General features: G+C 45.2%; 15 protein-coding genes, 1 pseudogene and 1 other annotated feature. Of the genes and pseudogenes, 14 read left to right on the top strand and 2 right to left on the bottom strand.

What is annotated here, in order from left to right; translation table 11 throughout:
• Window positions 1-167 precede the first annotated feature (167 nt).
• Window positions 168-491 carry a PepSY domain-containing protein gene (locus DY78_RS02545; protein WP_024623783.1) on the bottom strand — a complete coding sequence of 108 codons (324 nt, stop codon included), beginning with the start codon at window positions 489-491 and terminating at the stop codon, window positions 168-170.
• Window positions 492-984: 493 nt separating this feature from the next.
• Here DY78_RS02545 and ytpR point away from each other — a divergent pair, with 493 nt between their 5' ends.
• From ytpR to murC, 3 genes are all read left to right on the top strand, one after another.
• Window positions 985-1,626, top strand: a complete 642-nt coding sequence (ytpR, locus tag DY78_RS02540; protein WP_024623784.1) for a YtpR family tRNA-binding protein — start codon at window positions 985-987, stop codon at window positions 1,624-1,626.
• A gap of 23 nt (window positions 1,627-1,649) precedes the next feature.
• Window positions 1,650-4,463: a DNA translocase FtsK gene (locus DY78_RS02535; RefSeq protein WP_024623785.1), complete on the top strand. Its 2,814-nt coding sequence runs from the start codon at window positions 1,650-1,652 to the stop codon at window positions 4,461-4,463.
• 63 nt (window positions 4,464-4,526) lie between these two features.
• The gene (murC, locus tag DY78_RS02530) at window positions 4,527-5,837 is read left to right on the top strand and encodes a UDP-N-acetylmuramate--L-alanine ligase (protein ID WP_024623786.1); all 1,311 of its coding nucleotides are present in this window, start codon (window positions 4,527-4,529) and stop codon (window positions 5,835-5,837) included.
• A gap of 195 nt (window positions 5,838-6,032) precedes the next feature.
• On the opposite strand, the pseudogene DY78_RS02525 reads toward murC, so the two are convergent.
• Window positions 6,033-6,995, bottom strand: a pseudogene (locus DY78_RS02525) (DUF3644 domain-containing protein); the annotation flags it as partial.
• A gap of 474 nt (window positions 6,996-7,469) precedes the next feature.
• Between DY78_RS02525 and DY78_RS02520 the strand changes: the two are divergent.
• The 11 genes from DY78_RS02520 to rplT all read left to right on the top strand — a co-directional run bounded on the left by DY78_RS02520 (window position 7,470) and on the right by rplT (window position 19,578).
• Window positions 7,470-8,186 carry a Bax inhibitor-1/YccA family protein gene (locus DY78_RS02520; protein ID WP_024623788.1) on the top strand — a complete coding sequence of 239 codons (717 nt, stop codon included), beginning with the start codon at window positions 7,470-7,472 and terminating at the stop codon, window positions 8,184-8,186.
• Between the two features lie 158 nt (window positions 8,187-8,344).
• Complete coding sequence (gene polA, locus DY78_RS02515; RefSeq protein WP_024623789.1) at window positions 8,345-10,993, top strand: DNA polymerase I; 2,649 nt, start codon at window positions 8,345-8,347, stop codon at window positions 10,991-10,993.
• An 11-nt stretch (window positions 10,994-11,004) separates the two neighbouring features.
• Window positions 11,005-11,829 carry a bifunctional DNA-formamidopyrimidine glycosylase/DNA-(apurinic or apyrimidinic site) lyase gene (mutM, locus tag DY78_RS02510; RefSeq protein ID WP_024623790.1) on the top strand — a complete coding sequence of 275 codons (825 nt, stop codon included), beginning with the start codon at window positions 11,005-11,007 and terminating at the stop codon, window positions 11,827-11,829.
• An 11-nt stretch (window positions 11,830-11,840) separates the two neighbouring features.
• A complete protein-coding gene (coaE, locus tag DY78_RS02505) occupies window positions 11,841-12,434 on the top strand; it encodes a dephospho-CoA kinase (protein WP_024623791.1) in 594 nt (197 codons plus the stop codon).
• A gap of 643 nt (window positions 12,435-13,077) precedes the next feature.
• Window positions 13,078-13,602, top strand: a complete 525-nt coding sequence (gene nrdR / locus DY78_RS02500) for a transcriptional regulator NrdR (RefSeq protein ID WP_024623792.1) — start codon at window positions 13,078-13,080, stop codon at window positions 13,600-13,602.
• Window positions 13,603-13,620: 18 nt separating this feature from the next.
• Window positions 13,621-15,027 (top strand): DnaD domain protein, encoded by a 1,407-nt coding sequence (locus DY78_RS02495; RefSeq protein WP_024623793.1) that lies wholly within the window; start codon window positions 13,621-13,623, stop codon window positions 15,025-15,027.
• A 2-nt stretch (window positions 15,028-15,029) separates the two neighbouring features.
• Window positions 15,030-15,965 carry a primosomal protein DnaI gene (gene dnaI / locus DY78_RS02490; RefSeq protein ID WP_024623794.1) on the top strand — a complete coding sequence of 312 codons (936 nt, stop codon included), beginning with the start codon at window positions 15,030-15,032 and terminating at the stop codon, window positions 15,963-15,965.
• A 324-nt stretch (window positions 15,966-16,289) separates the two neighbouring features.
• Window positions 16,290-18,254: a threonine--tRNA ligase gene (gene thrS / locus DY78_RS02485; RefSeq protein WP_024623795.1), complete on the top strand. Its 1,965-nt coding sequence runs from the start codon at window positions 16,290-16,292 to the stop codon at window positions 18,252-18,254.
• A 45-nt stretch (window positions 18,255-18,299) separates the two neighbouring features.
• Window positions 18,300-18,423 (top strand) — a sequence feature (ribosomal protein L20 leader region).
• Between the two features lie 43 nt (window positions 18,424-18,466).
• On the top strand, window positions 18,467-18,967 hold the full coding sequence (gene infC, locus DY78_RS02480) for a translation initiation factor IF-3 (protein ID WP_024623796.1): 501 nt from the start codon (window positions 18,467-18,469) through the stop codon (window positions 18,965-18,967).
• Window positions 18,968-18,988: 21 nt separating this feature from the next.
• On the top strand, window positions 18,989-19,183 hold the full coding sequence (gene rpmI, locus DY78_RS02475) for a 50S ribosomal protein L35 (RefSeq protein ID WP_024623797.1): 195 nt from the start codon (window positions 18,989-18,991) through the stop codon (window positions 19,181-19,183).
• Window positions 19,184-19,218: 35 nt separating this feature from the next.
• Window positions 19,219-19,578 carry a 50S ribosomal protein L20 gene (gene rplT, locus DY78_RS02470; RefSeq protein ID WP_024623798.1) on the top strand — a complete coding sequence of 120 codons (360 nt, stop codon included), beginning with the start codon at window positions 19,219-19,221 and terminating at the stop codon, window positions 19,576-19,578.
• Window positions 19,579-20,283: the final 705 nt, after the last annotated feature.

Here is a 20,283-nt window from a genome sequence, read left to right as displayed (position 1 = left end):
TTACAGTCGGTCGATTGAGTGGTTATTGGGCCCAGTAATATCAGTAGGTCAATTCAAAAATGCGCGTCTGACGAAGTTAAAACTTCATCAGGCGCGCATTGCTATTTTTACGATTTTTATGGACGAAACGGGTGCCAAGCTAATCACCGGGGCACCCGTTTAAATAATTAAAGTCGATAAATATCTAAAATACTACCCGTATTCGCATCGGCTAAAAATTCGTATTGGACTAGTTGGCCGTCTTCATAGCGAGTGATACCGCCATAGTAAACGTCTGTCCGTAAGGCAAATTTTTGTAACGGGGCTTTTTTCATTTCAATCCATGAACCTTCAATGGGCGCTTCTTTTAAGAAAGCCCGTTTGACTTGGTTCAGAATTTGGTTAGGGGTTGGTCGGCGCAGGCGCTTGAGAAGCCCGCCAACGGAAAAACCACCGGCCAGACCAGCCATCCCAACCGCTAATAAGCCGCCATATTGAATTTGTTTGTGCATGTTGCGTGCTCCTTTCGACCAACTCAACTTGGGATATTTTTAAGTTCAGAAATAGTATACCAATGATTCGGGCAAAAATACAAAAAATTATCATATAATTGCGCCGGATAACTACTTTTATGCGTTCACAATCATAAAAATATTAGCGAGGGTGCCGAAAATTCGCCACTGTTGGTCGATAATGTTGGTGTTAGGCTGCTCAAGTCGGCTGACTAGAACGATTAAAAATGCGGGTTCACTAGGTAAAAGGTGACCGGCGTTTTTTTAGTTGGTCGCAAACTTGTCGGCACATGTTTCTAAGAATCGCGGGGGAGTATGCTAAAATAAATAGTGTGTTTTTTAATGCGTGCTTACTAGTGATTAGCATGAATTTGTTAATTAGGTATACCACCAATACTTTTGATAAAGAAAAGTCATAATTAATCAGTAAGAATTAGTCAAAATAGGCTATAATATTAAATTGAACGCTAAAATGAGAGCAAAGGGGATTCACATGTTAATTACAAGCTACAATCCAACTGAATTAGGCGATACGTTGATCGCTATTTTACGACCAGATACCGCTGACCAAAAAATTGAAACCCATCAAAATGTCACGCGTATTAGTGACACCGCTACTGGTGAAACTTTAGGTTATAACTTTTTTGACGTTTCGAAGACCCTCGGCCAATTAGAAGTGAACGGTCAAGTGCATTTGACCGCGGAACAGGTCGACCAATTAAATCAATTATTAACGGCTAATGATTTTGAAGCGGAACTCGTGGTCGATGATGACCCGAAGTTTGTGGTGGGTTATGTTGAATCCGCTGAAGCCCACCCAAAATCAGACCATTTAAAAGTAACTAAAACCCGGGTCAGCGATACTGAAACGGTCCAAATCGTCAGTGGCTCACCGAACATGGCAGCTGATATTTTGGTCGTGGTTGCTAAAGTTGGTGCGATGATGCCGGATGGCTTAATTATTTGGCCCGGTGAATTACGAGGCATCGAAAGTGACGGCATGATCGTTTCCGGTCGCGAATTGAAATTACCAAACGCACCACAACGTCCGGGCGCTTTAATCTTGCCAGCTGATTATCAACCCGTTGGCGAACCATTTGACTTTAAACGGGCGCAAACGTTGTTTGATGCTTAACCTTATTGATTAGGATGATTGAAATGAACCATTATGATGGCCCGGCTTTTTTCCGGAAATATCCAATTGTAAAACCAAATAAACCCGTTTCGGCCGCCAGTCAATCAACCAGTGCGGCTTCGGCCGCCACTAGTCAAGCCCAGCCGGTCGTCTCACAAGCGGTACGGCCCGTCTCGTCAGCCGCGCCAGTTAAGCCGCAAACGACTCCGACCAGCGCCACTAGCCAGGCGGAGCTCTTTAACAGTGGCACGCATGGCAGTTTCCATCCGTCGCAAATTCCGGCTCAAATCAGTCCGGCGTTAGCAACCGGTGGGGTGATCGTGGACAGCGACCAGACGAACTACTTGGAAGTTGAAGCAAGCTTACATAAAGCCCCCGACAGCTTCTTTTTGATGGCTAAAGTTACCGATGATCATTTGGAACTAGTCGACTTGGCCCACCCTGAATTAAGTCAGGCGGCCACGGCGGCAGAACCCACGGTCACCTTTGAACCGCAAGCCACCGCGACGACGGCCGCTCCAACCGAAGTGATTGCGCCGCAAACGACCGTTCAAGCAACGGTTGCTTCGACGACGGCCCCAACTGAAGTGTTGCAGCCGCAATCAGCAGTTGCGTCAACGACAGCTCCGACTGAAGTCATTCAGCCGCAGTCTTCTGCTGCGTCAACGGCAGCGGTCACGTCAACGACGGCCCCAACTGAAGTGTTACAACCGCAGTCAGCTGCTGTAACGACCCCGGCTTCTGCCTCAGCGAGTCGCGCACGATCAATCCCGACAGCTACTGAAACGACTCAAGCAGTGGCAACTGAAGTCTTTACGCCCGACAGTGTTGGTGCTAAAGCGGCGCAACAGTCGATGGCCGCTCTTCAGCATCCGACCACGGTATTTGAACCTGATGAAGCGGCAGTAGCGGCGTTACAAACGTCATTGGCTGCGCCTAGTTCGATGCCGGCCCAAGTCGCTAGTTTAGCGGCGATGGCCGTGGCTGATGCTGAAGCGGAGTCAACTGCGCCAAGCACGGCGCCAACGCATGGCTTAGGCTTGTCGTTAGGCGATATTATGACCGAGGAGCACAATGCCCAATCTGATTTGGCGTTATTTAAGGATGCGCCTAAAGCGGAGGAGGGGAGTGTGACGACCGCGGCTACGGTAGAAAATACCACGACGCCAACGACTACCACGGTGTCACCAACCGCTACTACGTCTGCGCAAGCTGAAGAACCTTATCAACCGGTTGGCGCGCAACCACGCGTGCAACCAACGCCGGCCCCGCGCGCAATTACGCCCGCACGGCCAGTTAGTCCGACGACCACGGCGCCGATGCCGGTAGCAGCAACGGTGGCGCCAACTAGTGCGCCCGTAGAAGCACCCCATAATCCGGATTCGGCCGCACCAGTGCTCGATGATAAAGCTTTGGCGGCGTACCATTTGCCACCATTAGACTTGTTAAAAGCCCCAGTTGTGCCGGATGAATCTGAAATGGATGATTGGATTGAAAGTAAGGCCAGCGCCTTAGACGAGTCGCTGGATGCCTTTGGTGTGGATGCTAACGTGGTCGATTGGACTATTGGACCGACCGTCACGCAATTCCAAGTGAAATTAGCCCGCGGGGTCAAAGTCAGCAAAATCACCAATTTGAATGATGATTTGAAGTTGGCCTTAGCGGCTAAAGATATTCGGATTGAAGCTCCGATTCCTGGTCGTAACACGGTCGGCATTGAAATTCCGAATAAGAAGTCGCGGCCGGTAATGTTGTCGGAAGTTTTAAACTCCGAAAAATTCAAAACAAGCAAATCACCATTAACCGTGGCGCTAGGGGTCGACTTATTCGGCCAACCACAAGTGACGGACTTGCGGAAGATGCCGCACGGTTTAATTGCTGGGGCCACTGGCTCTGGTAAATCGGTGTTTATTAATAGTATTTTGGTATCATTGCTGTATAAGGCCAATCCGCAAGAAGTCAAACTCTTGTTGATTGATCCGAAGGCCGTTGAAATGGCACCATATGATAAGGTGCCACACTTGATTGCGCCAGTGATTTCAGAACCGAAAGCCGCTTCGGCTGCGTTGAAGTGGGTCGTGGATGAAATGGACAATCGCTATGACAAATTGGCGGCTGGTGGCGCGCGGAATATCGAGCAATTTAATCAGTTAGCTGAAGATCACCATGAACCAAGCTTGAAGATGCCATATATCGTCATTGTCATCGACGAATTGGCGGACTTGATGATGGTCGCTTCCAGTGAAGTGCAAGATTATATTGCCCGCATCACCCAAAAGGCGCGGGCTGCCGGAATTCATTTGTTAGTCGCCACGCAACGTCCTAGTGTGGATGTCGTGACTGGCTTGATTAAAAATAATATTCCAACCCGGGTCGCCTTTATGGTCGCCAGTCAAATTGACTCACGAACGATTTTAGATGCCAGTGGGGCCGAACGCTTACTTGGTCGTGGGGATATGTTATATCTCGGAAATGGCCAAAGTACGCCGATTCGTCTGCAAGGGACGTATGTCGACAGTGAAATTGATGACATTGCCCAATATGTGCGTGATCAAGCAGCGCCGCATTACGAATTTCAACCAGATAGCTTGATGAAACATGAAGAAGCGGCGAAAAATCAAGATGAATTAATGCCCGAAGTGTTAGCTTATTTAGCCGAGGAAGACACCGTGTCAACGTCGAAGTTGCAACGGAAATTCTCGGTCGGTTATAATCGTGCAGCTAATATCATTGACGATTTAGAAGGCCGTGGCTATGTTTCACCAGCTAAAGGGTCGAAACCACGCGATATTTATTTTAGTGCCGATGATTTAACTAAATTACAAGCTAATTCATAATCAAAAAATTAAACGATTCACCGTTTTTGGGTCGAATTGCAAACATGGGAGATTAGTACAACAATGGATAAAGACACAGTTTACTATTTTGTAGGTATTAAGGGTTCTGGGATGAGTTCCTTAGCCTTGATTTTGCATGATAAGGGCTTCCAAGTTGAAGGCTCCGATATTGAACAATACACGTTTACGCAAAAAGGGTTAGCCGCAGCCGGCATCAAAATGTTACCTTTTGACGAAGCCAATATTCATGAAGGCTTGACCGTGATTGCTGGGAACTCATTTACCGATGATCATCCTGAAATCAAAAAAGCCCGGGCGATGGGCTTGCCCGTTTATCGTTACCATGAATTTTTAGGTAAATTGATGGAAGGCTACACGAGTATTGGGGTCGCTGGGACCCATGGTAAAACGTCAACGACCGGCTTACTTTCCCATGTTTTAAGCAATATTGCCCCAACGAGTTATTTAATTGGTGATGGGACCGGGAAAGGCACTCCGGATGCGCGCTTCTTCGTCTTTGAAGCTGACGAATATCGGCGTCATTTCTGCGCTTACCATCCTGATTATGCCATCCTGACGAATGTCGACTTTGACCATCCTGATTATTATAAAGATTTGGATGACGTGCGGTCGGCGTTTGCGCAATTCGGTAGCCAAGTCAAAAAAGGTATCTTTGCCTGGGGCGACGACGAAAGTTTGCGTGAATTAGATGTTGAAACGCCAATTTATTATTACGGGACGAAAGACCGGGATGATTTCCAAGCGGTTAACATCAAACGGACCACGAAGGGTTCTTCGTTTGAAGTCAAATATCACGATGAATCTTTAGGTGAATTTGAAATTCCATTGTTCGGTGAACATAACGTCTTGAATAGTACGGCCGTTATCGCGGTATCTTACTTTGAAAAAGTGGACTTAGATGAGATTCGCAAAGAATTGTTGAACTTCAGTGGGGTTAAACGCCGCTTCTCAGAACATGCCGTGGGCGATATGGTCATGATTGATGATTATGCGCATCATCCATCTGAAATCAAAGCGACGTTAGATGCCGCTCGTCAAAAGTATCCCGACAAAGAAATCTTAGCCGTTTTCCAACCGCACACTTATTCCCGGACGAAAGCCTTAATGGACGGGTTTGCGGCTAGCTTGAGCAAAGCGGACCATGTCTTCTTGACGAATATCTTTAGTTCCGCGCGTGAAAAGAGCGGCGATGTTTCTTCGAAAGACTTAGCAGCCAAGTTACCAAACGGCGGCGAAATCATTACGACCGATGATATGAGTGCATTAACGGCTTATCATGATGCCGTAGTCGTCTTCATGGGCGCCGGCGATATTCAAAAATATGAAAAGATTTACGAAGATCAAATGAAATAATTGTTTGATGTGAACACACTGCAGTCTTGATGAGGCAGTGTGTTTTTTGTGTATGTGTGAACGATATGATTGACTACAATTGTATTTTTGGTTAATATAGGATAAAAGATAACTCGGGAAGGAATAACACTGGGTCCCAAATGGGGTAGGTACAATTATGTACTGAGCAATTCCTATGTGCCTGGGGTTATCTTTTTTTTGCGCCTTAAGACTTGCAACAAATGTGCTAGGATTTCTTGCAATCTCGCTCACGATGAATTCAACAAAACCTTGAGAGTAAGTGTAACTTTGTTGTTTTCCAATGACGTGTTGAAAAGCAAAGCTAGGATTCTGTTTTACGTTGTAAAAGTCAATAATCATTTTCAAAATGTATTGGTTGAAGCCAGGTGTATAGTCCAATATTATTTTCTTTTTTACTAATCGATTTTGAACGGCACTAATCACTGTATTAAAGGAGTATTTATGAGTATCAGATGGATCCTTTATTTCTTTGACTATGGCAACTTTGTTTTCTGATGTATTATCGATATTAATGGTGAAATCAGCTGCTCCTTTTTTTCGAGAGATGTAAAGATTTTGCCTGATATTGATTGAAAATTTATCTGAATCATATTCCCGACTCAAGACGTCAATTTCATTTGCTTGAGTAATGAATTTTTCTGCGATTTCAGGTGGATATTTCAATTTAATTTGTTCGTCAGACAGTGGTTCAAATCGAGTGGATATTGTTAAAAAATTCTGTGGCATGTATTCCGTCAGGTCAATGTCATGAAATTTTCTGATTTCGTTTGTGAAGTTTAAGACACATGCCTGAAACAATGGCGCATACTTAACTTCATAGTCTTCAGTGATATAGTGAGTGCTTAAATTACGAAGTTCAACTATTTTTTCAAGATTTAGTCGGATCCTCGTATTTTTATCCGTGTAGACTTTGTTAATAATATTCGTGATATTAAGTGTTCTTGAAGGTTGGTTTTTATAATAGATATTGATGTTTTGCTTCAGCAACTCGGCTTTCAGCATCAATTCCCAAGCATTGATTACAAAAAACGAAAAGCCCTCAATTCTATAGCGAAGAGTAGGCTTGTTATAAATTTCGATACCCATGATAAAGGCTTCGATGCTTTTTTTAACAAATCTTTCGGATAGCTTTTTCACATACCTCACCTCTTGTTTAATATGGATAAATAGGGTTTGCTGAATGCTGTACAAATCATTTTTACTATGCTAAAAGTAAGAATCAATGAAGTGGCTGGAACATGTCTACACTTTATATTTACGTAAGGTCTGTCAAATCTATTTAGAGAGATTAAAAAAATTTCCAAAAGTAAATGTGTAATTGAATAGTCGTTGATACTAAAGTTAAAAATGGCATCGCTTTCTTGAATATAAGAAATTCTTATAGAATTCACATGTACAAACTGTTTTACCTTCCCTGACTAATCTGATACACTAGATGTCAAGAAAGTTGAGGTGACTGATTGAGATGTTAATTTTCGACCACACAATTGAAAAACTAGCGTGAGGTTGGTCACTGACCCAGCGTTAGTGACGGCAATGATTGCCACTCAATTAGTGCTTTGAACTCAGATCAGGAGTTTGTATTCAAGTTTTAGGTGAAAGAGGGATTCTATGAATAATTTTCAAAATGATCCGCAACCCCAGACGATTAATACCCAAGTCGGCTTGCGGAGCTTCTTAACTAAGATGTACGGTTTCATGACGTTAGCCGTTTTAGTTTCAGCGATTTCAGTCGCATTATCCATGACGGTTTTCCAAGCGCAAATTAATGCGTTGTTCAGTACCCATCCCATGATTATGTTGATTATCTTTATCGTCAGCATGTTTGCGATGATTGGTGGGATTCAAAAGAATGCGACGCGCAATCCCGCGGCCAGCTTTACTTTATTGATGCTGTTTGCCGTGATTTTCGGGGTTGAAATGTCCGTTACCTTGGCGTTATACACCAAAGCTGTTTTAACCGGTGCGTTCTTTGCCGCCGGGGCCGTCTTTGGGACGATGGCAGTCATCGGGTTAACGAGCAAGCGCGACATGTCCAAGCTAGGCACGCATTTATTTGCCGCTTTAATTGGATTGCTGGTCGCACAAATCGTTAACATGTTCTTACAAAGTGCTGCGATTAGTTACGTCTTCTCATTTATCGGTGTTTTGATTTTTGCCGGGTTATCAATGTGGGATTCTAACAACATGAAGAACATGTACTTGAAATATGGTGACCAAGTTTCGTCAACCGGGTTAGCCGTTTCCGGTGCTTTGCAACTCTACTTGGACTTCGTTAACTTGTTCCTATACTTCGTTCAAATCTTCGCTGGCTCAAGCCGCGATTAATTTAAAATTCATGCAAGAGTTCAGCTATGGCTGGGCTCTTTTTTTTAGGCTGACTGCTAAAACGCTGACGATTTAGGAGCTAACCGCCGAAACTACCACTAGTTGGCGTTTTTTTGGTACAATTAAGGAAATACTTCGACTCAAGGGAGCGCAAATTAATGGCAAAAAAATTATTATTGATCGATGGCAATAGCGTCGCGTTTCGAGCGTTTTTCGCGCTGCATAATCAACTGGATCGTTTCGTTAACGCGGATGGATTGCACACCAATGCCATTTACGGCTTCAATACGATGCTCGACCACATGATTAAAGCGGTTGAACCAACGGATATGTTAGTGGCTTTCGATGCCGGTAAAACGACTTTTCGGACGGCAATGTTCGATAACTATAAGGGTGGCCGGGCCAAGACCCCCGGCGAATTTTCTGAACAGATGCCCTACATTGAAAAATTATTAGATGCTTATGGCATTCAACATTACAAGCTTAAAGACTACGAAGCCGATGACATCATCGGGACCTTGGCGGGTCAAGCCGATGCGGCCGGATATACGACGACTATCGTTACCGGGGACCGTGATTTAACGCAATTAACGACCAACCATACGACGGTCGCCGTGACGGTCAAAGGGGTCTCTGAAGTGGAACGCTATACCCCCGAACATGTCCAAGAAAAGCTCGGGATTACGCCCGCGCAAATTATTGATATGAAGGGGCTCACTGGCGATACTTCTGATAATTATCCCGGGGTTACCAAAGTCGGTGAAAAAACGGCCCTCAAGTTACTCAAAGAATACGGCTCAATTGAAGGTGTCTACGAAAATATTGACGGCATGAAAAAGAGCAAGATGAAAGAACATTTAATTGAGGACCATGACTTGGCGACGCGCGCGAAAGTCTTAGCGACCATCAAACGCGATGCGCCGATTGCCGTTGGGTTAGCTGATTTAGCTTACGAAGGGCCCAACATTGAAACGTTGGCTGAATTTTACACGGAAATGGATTTTCAATCATTTTTGAAGAAGTTGAACGTGCAGTCCGCTGAACCCGCGGCGCCGATTGAATATACCGTTTTAACCAAAGAAAATTTGGGCGATTTGGCGCAATTCAAAGATCACGTTGATTTTTACTTGGAAATGCCAACGCCTAACTACCACACGTCGGCGTTTGCGGGTTTTGCGCTAGGCTTTGACGGCCACTGGTACATTAGTCGTGACGTGGAATTATTGATGACACCAGCGGTCGCCGACATTTTGGCTAGCTCGACGATTCAAAAAGATGTCTTTGACATGAAACGGACGATCGTTGGCCTGCACCGGTTAGGCTTGACGCTTAAGGCCGTGGACTTTGACTTGTTGCTCGTTTCATACTTGCTGGATACGAATGATAACAGTAATGATTTAGGCAACTTAGCGGAACAACACGGTTATACGGAATTGCCAACCGATGAAACGGTCTATGGCAAAGGCGTCAAACGGGCGATTCCCGACGATGATGATATTTTCTTCAGTCATTTAGCCCGGAAATTAGCAGCGATGGCGGCATTGAAGCCCGAACTATTAAAGAAGCTCGATGAGAATGAACAAACACCGTTATATCACGATATTGAAAAACCAATGGCTTTAGTTTTGGCTCAAATGGAAATGGCTGGGATTAAGGTCGATGCCGATACCCTTAAAGCGATGGGGAGTCAATTCAAAGAACGCCTAGCTGAAATCGAACAAACGATTTATAACGAAGCGGGCGAGGAATTCAACATTAATTCGCCCAAACAACTCGGGCATATTTTATTCGAACAGATGAAATTACCCGTCATCAAAAAGACGAAGACCGGTTATTCAACAGCCGTTGATGTGTTAGAAAAATTAGCACCGGAAGCACCAATCGTTGATAATATCTTGAAATATCGTCAAATTTCAAAAATTCAATCGACGTATGTGGAAGGCTTACTCGACGCCATTCACTCGAGTGACCAAAAAGTCCATACTCGGTACTTACAAACGTTGACGCAAACGGGGCGCCTTTCATCGGTTGACCCGAACTTACAAAATATTCCGGTACGATTAGAAGAAGGGCGTAAGATTCGTCAAGCCTTTGTGCCGAGTCATGATGGTTGGCAAATTTTCTCGTCAGACTATTCGCAAATTGAACTGCGGGTCTTAGCGCACATTACTCATGATGAGAATATGCAAGCGGCCTTTAAAGAAGGCGACGACATCCATGCGGCGACCGCGATGCGCATCTTTAATTTGGACTCGCCAGATAAAGTAACGCCCAATATTCGCCGGCAAGCTAAAGCGGTCAACTTTGGGATTGTGTACGGGATTAGCGATTACGGTTTGTCACAAAATATCGGAATCACCCGGAAACAAGCCAAAGCGTTCATTGACTCGTATTTCCGAGAATATCCCGGCGTCAAAGCGTATATGGATGAAATCGTCAAAAAAGCGCACGACCAAGGCTACGTGGAAACGATTGCCCATCGGCGTCGGTACTTGCCAGACATCAACGCCAAGTCTTTCAACGCACGCTCTTTTGCGGAACGGACGGCGATGAATACGCCAATTCAAGGGAGTGCCGCGGATATCATCAAGATTGCGATGATCAACATGCAAGCGAAACTCAAAGAAGCCGGTTTACAAGCGACGATGTTATTACAAGTGCATGATGAATTGATTTTTGAAGCACCGGCCGACGAAATCCCCGTCTTGGAAAAATTAGTACCAAGTGTTATGGATTCCGCGGTGCAATTGGAAGTGCCATTAAAAGTCGAAAGTCATTTCGGCAATACTTGGTACGATGCAAAATAGGAAGTGAACGTATGCCAGAATTACCAGAAGTTGAAACCGTTCGGCGCGGGTTGAACCGACTCGTTAAGGGCGCCACGATTAGCAGTATCGATGTTTACTGGCCAAAAATTATTAATAACGACGTTGAAAGTTTTAAGCAACGCTTAGCTGGCCAAACGATTCAAAAAGTCGACCGGCGGGGAAAGTATTTGTTATTCCGCTTCGGCAATGGGCTGACGATGGTGTCACATTTGCGCATGGAAGGTAAATATAATGTCGTGCCTCAAGATGAGGGGCGTACTAAACATACGCACGTCGTCTTTCATCTCACCGATGACCGCGACTTACTTTACAATGATACGCGCAAGTTTGGCCGGATGACCTTAGTGCCAACCGGTGAAGAAGTCACGGTGGCCGGGCTCAAAACGATTGGTCCCGAACCAGTGGCCGACCAACTGACCATCGCTTATTTGACGGACATTTTCGCCAAGTCAAAAAAGATGATTAAACCGCTAATTTTGGATCAGAGTAAAATTGCCGGCATTGGCAATATTTATGCTGATGAAACGCTTTGGATGAGTAAGATTCATCCGATGCGCCCCGCTAATTCATTAACTGACGACGAAATTGCGACGTTACGCCAAAATATCATTGATGAAATGGCGATGGCCATCAAGGGTCATGGGACGACGGTGCATTCGTTTTCCACGGCATTTGGTGAAGCCGGGCAATTTCAAAATCAGCTGCACGTGTACGGCCGCGAAGGCGAACCGTGTGAACGCTGCGGGACCTTGATTGAAAAAATCAAGGTCGCCCAACGCGGCACCCATTTTTGTCCACACGAACAACAATTGTAGGTGAGTAGTAAATGACGCAACTGATAGGCTTAACCGGTGGCATCGCCACTGGAAAATCGACGGTTTCTAACATATTGGCGCAGGCAGGACTGCCAATTGTCGATGCGGATAAAATCGCTTGGAAAGTTGAGGGACCCGGTATGCCAACGACCCAAGCAATTGCCGCGCATTTTGGGCCGCAAGTTTTACTGGCGGATGGCAGTTTAAATCGGCCGTGGCTTGGACACTTAGTCTTTAACGATGCCACTAAGCTAGCCGAATTAAATGCGATTACCCGGATGCCCATTCAACAGGCAATTCTAACGGCCATCGTGGCTGCCGGAAAAAAAGCTCCGCGCGCCATTATTTTAGACGTGCCGCTATTATTTGAAGGTGGCTGGGACCATATTTGCGACCAAGTCATCGTGGTCAGCGCGCCGCCAGCCGTGGTATTACAACGATTGATGGCCCGCAACCACTTGGATGAAGCCGCGGCGCAAGCGCGGATTGACAGCCAATTACCGTTAACCACGAAGGCCCAGCGCGCCGATGTCGTCATCGATAATGGACAAAACGTTGATAAAACAAGAACCGCCGTGTTAAAATGGCTGAAAACTATTAATTAATAAATATTTGCGGGTACTTGCCGCGCTTTGCCAACTGAAGTCGCGCCGTGGGGCAGACCTGGGGCCAAACAGCGGTCCCCAGGGCGGTTAGTAGCCTTACAAAACCCGTAAGTCTACTAACTCGGCCCATGTCTTAACCGAGCACAAAACGCTCGCTAAGGACATCGACACCGCGCGACTTCGGTTGGCAAAGGGCTCGTACTACGAATGTTATAAATGGGTATTCATACTAATTGCTTATGGTAAACTAGTAGTATCAATGATTGGTACATGCGTCGTAATTGCTGTGTAGTTTAGCAACGTATTGAATTGCCAATTAGTGGTTTAAAATAATTAGTAATCGAATGATTAGTGATGGTTCGGGTAACCGGAGTTATTTTTATTATGGGTCACTTATGAAGTGAACCGTATCTAGCCGAGAGGGCGGGCCGCACAATGCTCAGTGGTGAAATTTCACTTGGTGAGTGTTTTGGGCTCGCCTAGTGAAAGGCCAAGCTTTGAGACGCGGGTTTTCGGCTCAAAGTTGTGCCCGCCACGTTCCAGCATTGTGCGGCCCAACCGGCAGGCGGCAATTAAGTCCCACGACTGCCTGATCACTACCAAAAATCGCAAAGAAAACAGTCAAAAATGAGGTGAGAAGTCTATGCAATGTCCACACTGCCATCATAATGGTTCGCGCGTTGTTGATAGTCGGCCAACTGATGATGGTCGCGTTATTCGGCGGCGCCGGGAATGTGAAAACTGTGGCTTCCGATTTACGACCTTTGAACGGGTCGAAGCAACGCCATTGTTAGTCATTAAGAAAAACGGCGCCCGCGAAGAATTTAACCGTGAGAAGGTTTTACGCGGGATTATTCGCTCGGCCGAAAAACGCCCGGTTAGCATGGAAACCATGACCGGTATCGTTGATGACGTCGAAAATAAAGTCCGGGCCTTAGGTGAAAATGAAATTTCGAGCCAAGTCATCGGGGAATATGTCATGGAAAAACTAGCGGATATTGATGAAATCTCATATATTCGGTTTGCTAGTGTTTACCGGCAATTTAAAGATATGCATGTCTTCTTAAATGAACTCCAAGATATGATGGAACGCGACAAAGTCAAGGCGGCTAAGCCCGCCCCGAAAGCGCGCAAAGCGCCTGACAAGTCGTCGAAAAAAGATGAATAAAAAAGAATGGTGAACAAGATGCCGAATGCGGAACCAAACTTAACGCCCAAAGTTGGGCTAGTTGTGCCGCGGGCGCTGGCTTTAAGTGCGGCGCAACAAGCCATTGTGGCGGAATTGTATTTACCATTAATTGGGCCGCTTGCATATAGTTTGTACGCGGCTCTCCGTAGTTTACAAAGTCCTGAAAATGAATTGAGTAATCGGCGCAGTCATGCTGAATTACTCGGCATTTTAAATGTTGATTTACCCACGGTGCTAACTGCGCGGCGTAAGTTAGAAGCGACGGGGCTGCTCAAGAGTTTTTATCAGCACGACGAATTAGGTGAGCTGTATATTTATCAGCTGCAAGCACCGATGAGTGCGGACCAGTTTTTTGCCGATGACTTATTAAGTGTCTTGTTGTTAGATACTGTGGGTGAGTTGCGTTTTCAGCAACTGGCTGAACAGTTTGCACCAACGCAGTTAGATTTAAAACAGGCATCCGAAGTTACGGCCAATATTTTGGACGTCTTCCATGTCGATGCCCAAAAGGTAACCCATGTCCCAACGCAAGTCCAAACGGCTCGCGCGGAGGTGGCGAGTGCCGCACCAACGGGTAATGCGACGCCAATTTTGACTGACGATGGATTTGACTGGCAATTGCTCGGTCAAATCTTGCAACAAAATTACGTCGACCTAAAACAAGTTGCGAGCTCCCGGCAATTGATTATGACGGAAAGTCGGGTCTACGGGATTAATGAAGTCGAAATGGCCAAGTTGATTAGTGAAGTCGCTAGTTTAACGACCGGTCAATTTGATGAGAGCCAGTTAAAACTGTTGATTGCGCGACGTTACGAACGACCAGCGGCGATGCCCACGGTGGCACCAACGACTGAAACTGCGTCAACCACTTCAGCGGCGCCGGCCACTAAGACGACCGGCCAGTTGACAGCGCCCGAACAACAATTGATTGATTTAGCCAAGCAAACGCCGCCATATGAATTTTTGGATGCGCTCAAAAAAGAAAAGCATGGTTTTGTGACTAGCGGTGAAAATCGCTTAGTGCATGATCTGGTTAATGGCGGGATTTTACCGAATGCCGTCATCAACATGGTGATTTATTACTTGTTACAAAATCGCGAGTTAGCAGCGCTTAACCGTAATTTGTTAGAAACCGTGGCCAATGATTGGCGGCAACACGATATTGCCACACCGGAAGCGGCTTTGGCGTACTTGAAACAACGTCAACAACCTAAGCAGCCGGCACGGAAAAACAACCGCCGTAATCAACGGCCAACGCGTAAAGAAGTTATGCCGAAGTGGGCCCAAAAACAAAGCAAACCGACGAATGCTAAAAGTGGCACGAATCAGTTGACCGAGGCTCAACGTAAGCAACTGGCAGAACGGGTTGCCAAGTTAGATTCAAATACTGATAAGGAGGGCTAAGGATGGAGAATATTTCTGATACTTTAAAAACGTTAATGAACCAGCGTAACTTAAATCAACGTTATGATGATTTGATGGCGGCGGTTTATCAAGATCCGGACGTTCGCCAATTTTTAGCTGCTCATCAGCAAGAATTGTCGAAAGATGCGCTGCAACGTAGTGCGGCCAAGCTTTATGAATTTTGCGAAGAGAAACGTAAAGTGGCACGCCACGAACCAACGCAAGCGCCGGGGTATCAACCGACATTGATTATGAGTAATCATTTAATTGATATTGCCTATCAACCGACGCCGCAATTACAAGAAGCCCAAGCCGAACGGGAACTAAAACAAAGGGTCCGTTCGATTAGTATGCCTAAGAGTATTCAAACCGCGAACTTATCATCGTATGACCAAGATGGAGACCGGGCGACCGCGCTAATGTCGGCGTTAGACTTTATCGACGCGTATACGCAAGCCCCCAAACGGTTCCATCGCGGGCTGTACTTTTACGGCTCCTTTGGGGTCGGGAAGACTTACTTGTTAGGTGCGATGGCCAATGAATTGGCGGCTAAGGGTTTTCAAACGACTTTGATTCATTTTCCAAGTTTTGCTGTGGAAATGAAACGCTCGATTAGTAACAATACGTCGGCAGATAAAGTCGATGCCATCAAGCGGTCGCCGATTCTAATGATTGATGATATTGGCGCGGATGCGTCGTCTACCTGGATTCGTGATGACGTCTTAGGCGTTATTTTGGAATACCGGATGCAAGAAGAATTACCCACGTGTTTTTCATCGAACTTTTCGATGCAAGAATTGCAGGATGGTTACTTAACGATTTCACAAAAGGGGGATGAAGAACCGGTCAAAGCGTCGCGTATCATGCAACGGGTGCGGTTCTTAGCCACCGAAATCGAAATGGTCGGCCGCAATCGCCGGTTGAATCCTGATGAATAATGTTGACTTTTAACTAAAAAGTGGTTTAATGAAAACAGATGCAAAAGACACGCTCTAATTATCATGGATTACAGAGACTGCGACCTAGTTCTGGAAGTTGCGGACCGGATTATTAGAGATACCACTTTTGTGAACATGCTCTAATGAGCCGGAACGCGTCCGTTATTAGCGCTAATGAGTCAGTACGTTTAACGTGCTGAAAAATCGGGTGGAACCACGTCAATCACGTCCCTAATGCTAGTTTAGTCTGGCATTAGGGACTTTTTTGTCGTCCCGGCGCGGTGTTTTGGTGAGTGGGTAAATTTTGAAGGAGTGAAGTATTTTATGGCAAGTATTAATGTTAAGTTCCCTGATGGCGCTGAAAAGCAATTCGATGCTGGCGTTACCACTGAAGATATTGCAAAGTCAATCAGTCCCTCATTGGCCAAACGGTCAGTTGCTGGGAAGTTCAACGATGTCGTCGTTGATTATCGGCAACCACTTACTACTGATGGGTCAATCGAAATCGTTGCTGCTGACAGTGACGAAGGGTTAGCCGTTTTACGTCAAACTGCTGCGCAAGTATTAGCTAACGCGGTTAAACAATTATTCCCGAAAGTTAATTTTGGGAGTGGTGCTGGTAACGAAAACGGGTTTTATTTCGATACCGACAATCCTGATGAAGATGGCAAACAAGTTAGTGAAGACGACTTGGAAGCTATCAGCTTGAAGATGCAAGCTATCATCAAAGAAAACTTACCAATTACGCGTGAAGTATTATCCAAAGATGATGCCTTAGCGTTAGTTGGCGATGATCCTTACCAACAAGACTTAGTTAACGACCGCGCCGCTGAAAATGATGGCCAAGTGGTTGTTTACAAGCAAGGCGACTTTGTTGATTTATCGGATGGCGCGCAATTAGCATCCACTGGTAAAGTCAAAGTATTCAAGTTATTGTCCGTTGCCGGTGCTTACTGGCAAGGTAAATCCAGCAACCCAATGTTGCAACGGATTTACGGGACAGCTTTCTTGAAGCAAAAGGACTTAGATGCTGACTTGAAGCGGCGTCAAGAAGCCCGTGAACGCGACCACCGGGTTATCGGGAACGAACTTGATTTGTTCTTCGTTGATCCTAAAGTCGGGAACGGCTTACCTTACTGGATGCCAAATGGTGCCACGATTCGTCGTCAAATCGAACGTTACATCATCGACAAAGAAGTTGCCAATGGTTACCAACACGTTTACACCCCAGTTTTAGCTAACTTGGATGTTTACAAGCAATCTGGTCATTGGGACCATTATCGTGAAGATATGTTCCCACCAATGGACATGGGTGATGGCGAACAATTGGAATTACGGCCAATGAACTGCCCATCACATATCCAAATTTACAATCATCATATTCGCTCATACCGTGAATTACCATTGCGGATTGCCGAATTAGGGATGATGCACCGTTACGAAAAATCTGGTGCCTTGACTGGGTTATCACGGGTTCGTGAAATGACCTTGAATGATGGTCATACTTTCGTGGCTTTAGATCAAATCGAAGAAGAATTCAAGAAGATCTTGTCCTTGATGGTTGAAGTTTACAAAGACTTCGATATTTCAGATTACCGGTTCCGTTTAAGCTACCGCGATCCACAAAACAAGGAAAAGTACTTCGATGACGATGCCATGTGGGAACGCAGCCAAAAGATGTTGAAGTCCGCTATGGATGACATGGGCTTGGAATACTTCGAAGCTGAAGGGGAAGCTGCTTTCTACGGTCCTAAGTTGGACGTGCAAACGAAGACGGCCCTTGGCGGCGAAGAAACGTTATCAACCATCCAATTAGACTTCTTATTACCAGAACGCTTCGACTTGAAGTACGTTGGTTCTGATGGTGAAGAACATCGTCCAGTGATGATTCACCGTGGGTTAGTTTCAACGATGGAACGTTTCACCGCTTACTTGACGGAAATCTACAAGGGGGCTTTCCCAACTTGGTTAGCGCCTAAGCAAGTAACGATTATCCCAGTTAACAACGGTGCTCATGGGGCCTACGCTGAAACGGTTCGTCGCCGTTTAGCTGAAAATGGTATCCGGGTCAGCATCGATGACCGCAACGAAAAGATGGGTTACAAGATTCGTGAATCACAAACGAAGAAGATCCCATACTTGTTAGTTGTCGGTGACCAAGAAGTTTCAAACGGTTCCGTCTCTGTCCGTAAATACGGGGAAGAACGGACCGAATCAGAAGGGGTCAACATGTTTATCAACGCGATTACTGAAGAAGTTAAGAACTACAGTCGTGGCGCAAGTAAATAAATCCCTTGACACTATTTTTCAATTCTGATATAGTATTGGAGTTGAGAAAAAAAGCAGAAGCACCCGCTTCTCGCCTTGGTAACCATTGTTATCGGGCAGATGAACGATGAATTGATTCCCATTAACGGGGTTGAGCGGGCGTATTATGCGCCCGCTCTTTTTGTGAATTTCTCTAAATTTTACGGAGGTGAATTACCATAGCTAAGGATTCGATGGTTAATGACGGCATCCGCGCTCGTGAAGTGCGTTTGATTGCCAGTGATGGTGAACAATTAGGTGTCAAGTCACGACAAGATGCAATGAAGATTGCCGAAGATGCAAGCTTAGACCTTGTATTAGTTGCGCCGAAAGCTAAACCACCCGTAGCCAGAATTATGGATTATGGGAAGTACCGCTTCGAGCAACAAAAGAAACAACGCGAAGCCCGTAAGAAACAAAAAGTGGTCAGCATTAAGGAAGTTCGCTTGAGTCCGGCCATTGACACTAATGACTTTAACACGAAGCTGAAACATGCTGAAAAGTTCTTGTCAAAAGGTGACAAAGTTCGGGTCTCCATTCGTTTCAAGGGCCGTGCCATTACCCACAAGGATATTGGTCGCGAAGTCTTGAATCGAATGATTGAAGCCACTAAAGAATATTCAACGGTTGAAGCCTATCCTAAGATGGACGGCCGGAGCATGTTCTTAGTGCTTGCACCAAAAACTGAGAAGTAATTTCTAGGAGGATTATTGATTATGCCAAAACAAAAGACAAACCGCGCTGCAGCAAAGCGTTTTAAAGTAACCGCTAAAGGTAACATTAAGAGCGCCAACGCTTTCACTAGTCATCGTTTCCATGGTAAGACTAAGAAACAACGTCGCCAATTACGTGGTACGGCTGTGATCGAAAAGCCAATGGTCAAAACATATCACAAGTTATTACAAAAATAATTAACACGTTTTAGTTAAATCTAGGAGGAAATAAGATGGCTCGAGTAAAAGGTGGAACTGTAACACGCAAACGTCGTAAACGTATTTTAAAATTAGCTAAAGGTTACCGTGGTGCTAAGCATATCCAATTTAAGGTTGCTAAGGACCAAGTAATGAAGTCATACGAATACGCCTTCCGCGATCGTAAGAAGCGTAAGAGTGACTTCCGTCGTCTTTGGATTGCCCGTATCAACGCGGCAGCTCGTTTGAACGACATTAGCTACAGCAAATTAATGCACGGTTTGAAGCTTGCTAACATCGACATGAATCGTAAGATGTTAGCTGATTTAGCTGTTAACGATGCTGATGCCTTCAAGACATTAGTTGAAGAAGCTAAAAAGGCTTTGGCTGCATAATTAAATAAATCCTGTTCGCTTTGCGAAACGGTATGAAGCGCCCGCTATCTTGGATAGGGGCGCTTTTTTTATACTTTTAGTCGTTGGTTATTGCCGCAATTGGCCGACCGTAATTCCATCGTCCTGGGACCGGTCCAAGCCTGAGAAACGTCTTGAACCTCGCTTTTGAGCCCTAAAACCAGGTCTCAAAAGACGTCCGTGGTGTAAACGGGCAAAAAACGCCCGTTAACGCCACTTTCAGGACGATTCCATTACGGTCAGCCAATTGCTAATTTCATCACAGTTTCAAAACAATTTTAAGTATTTGAAACTGTAGCTGAATATTTTCGATGGCAGTCGTAATATTAATTGGGGAGGGGTCAATTATTTGGCAAGGCGAGCGTTGATAATGTTTCGTAGTTGGAGATTGTGTGAGGAGTAGTCAGTAATATTAATTGAGGAGAGGTTGGGTTGTCGTGAAGAAGATTGCCAAAAATTACGACTTAAAAAACGGAGATTAATATTTTGACGATTTTTCAATTGAAATTGTCATACTGCCACGGTATGATGTGCCCAGTAGCAGTACGATATAGCTTAGTTGGTTTTTATTATCGCGATTATGCCGCATATTAGTCCCAAATTGTCACTTTTATAAGTGACTGGATATTTGGATATGGTAGATTGCAAATTTAATCCGAATTTTTGGACAAATTGTTCAGCATAACC

The sequence above is a fragment of the Lactiplantibacillus fabifermentans DSM 21115 genome, from assembly GCF_000498955.2.
Taxonomy (GTDB): domain Bacteria; phylum Bacillota; class Bacilli; order Lactobacillales; family Lactobacillaceae; genus Lactiplantibacillus; species Lactiplantibacillus fabifermentans.
The sequence above is the reverse complement of the archived record's forward strand: the minus strand, read 5'-3'. Positions and strand labels throughout refer to the sequence as shown.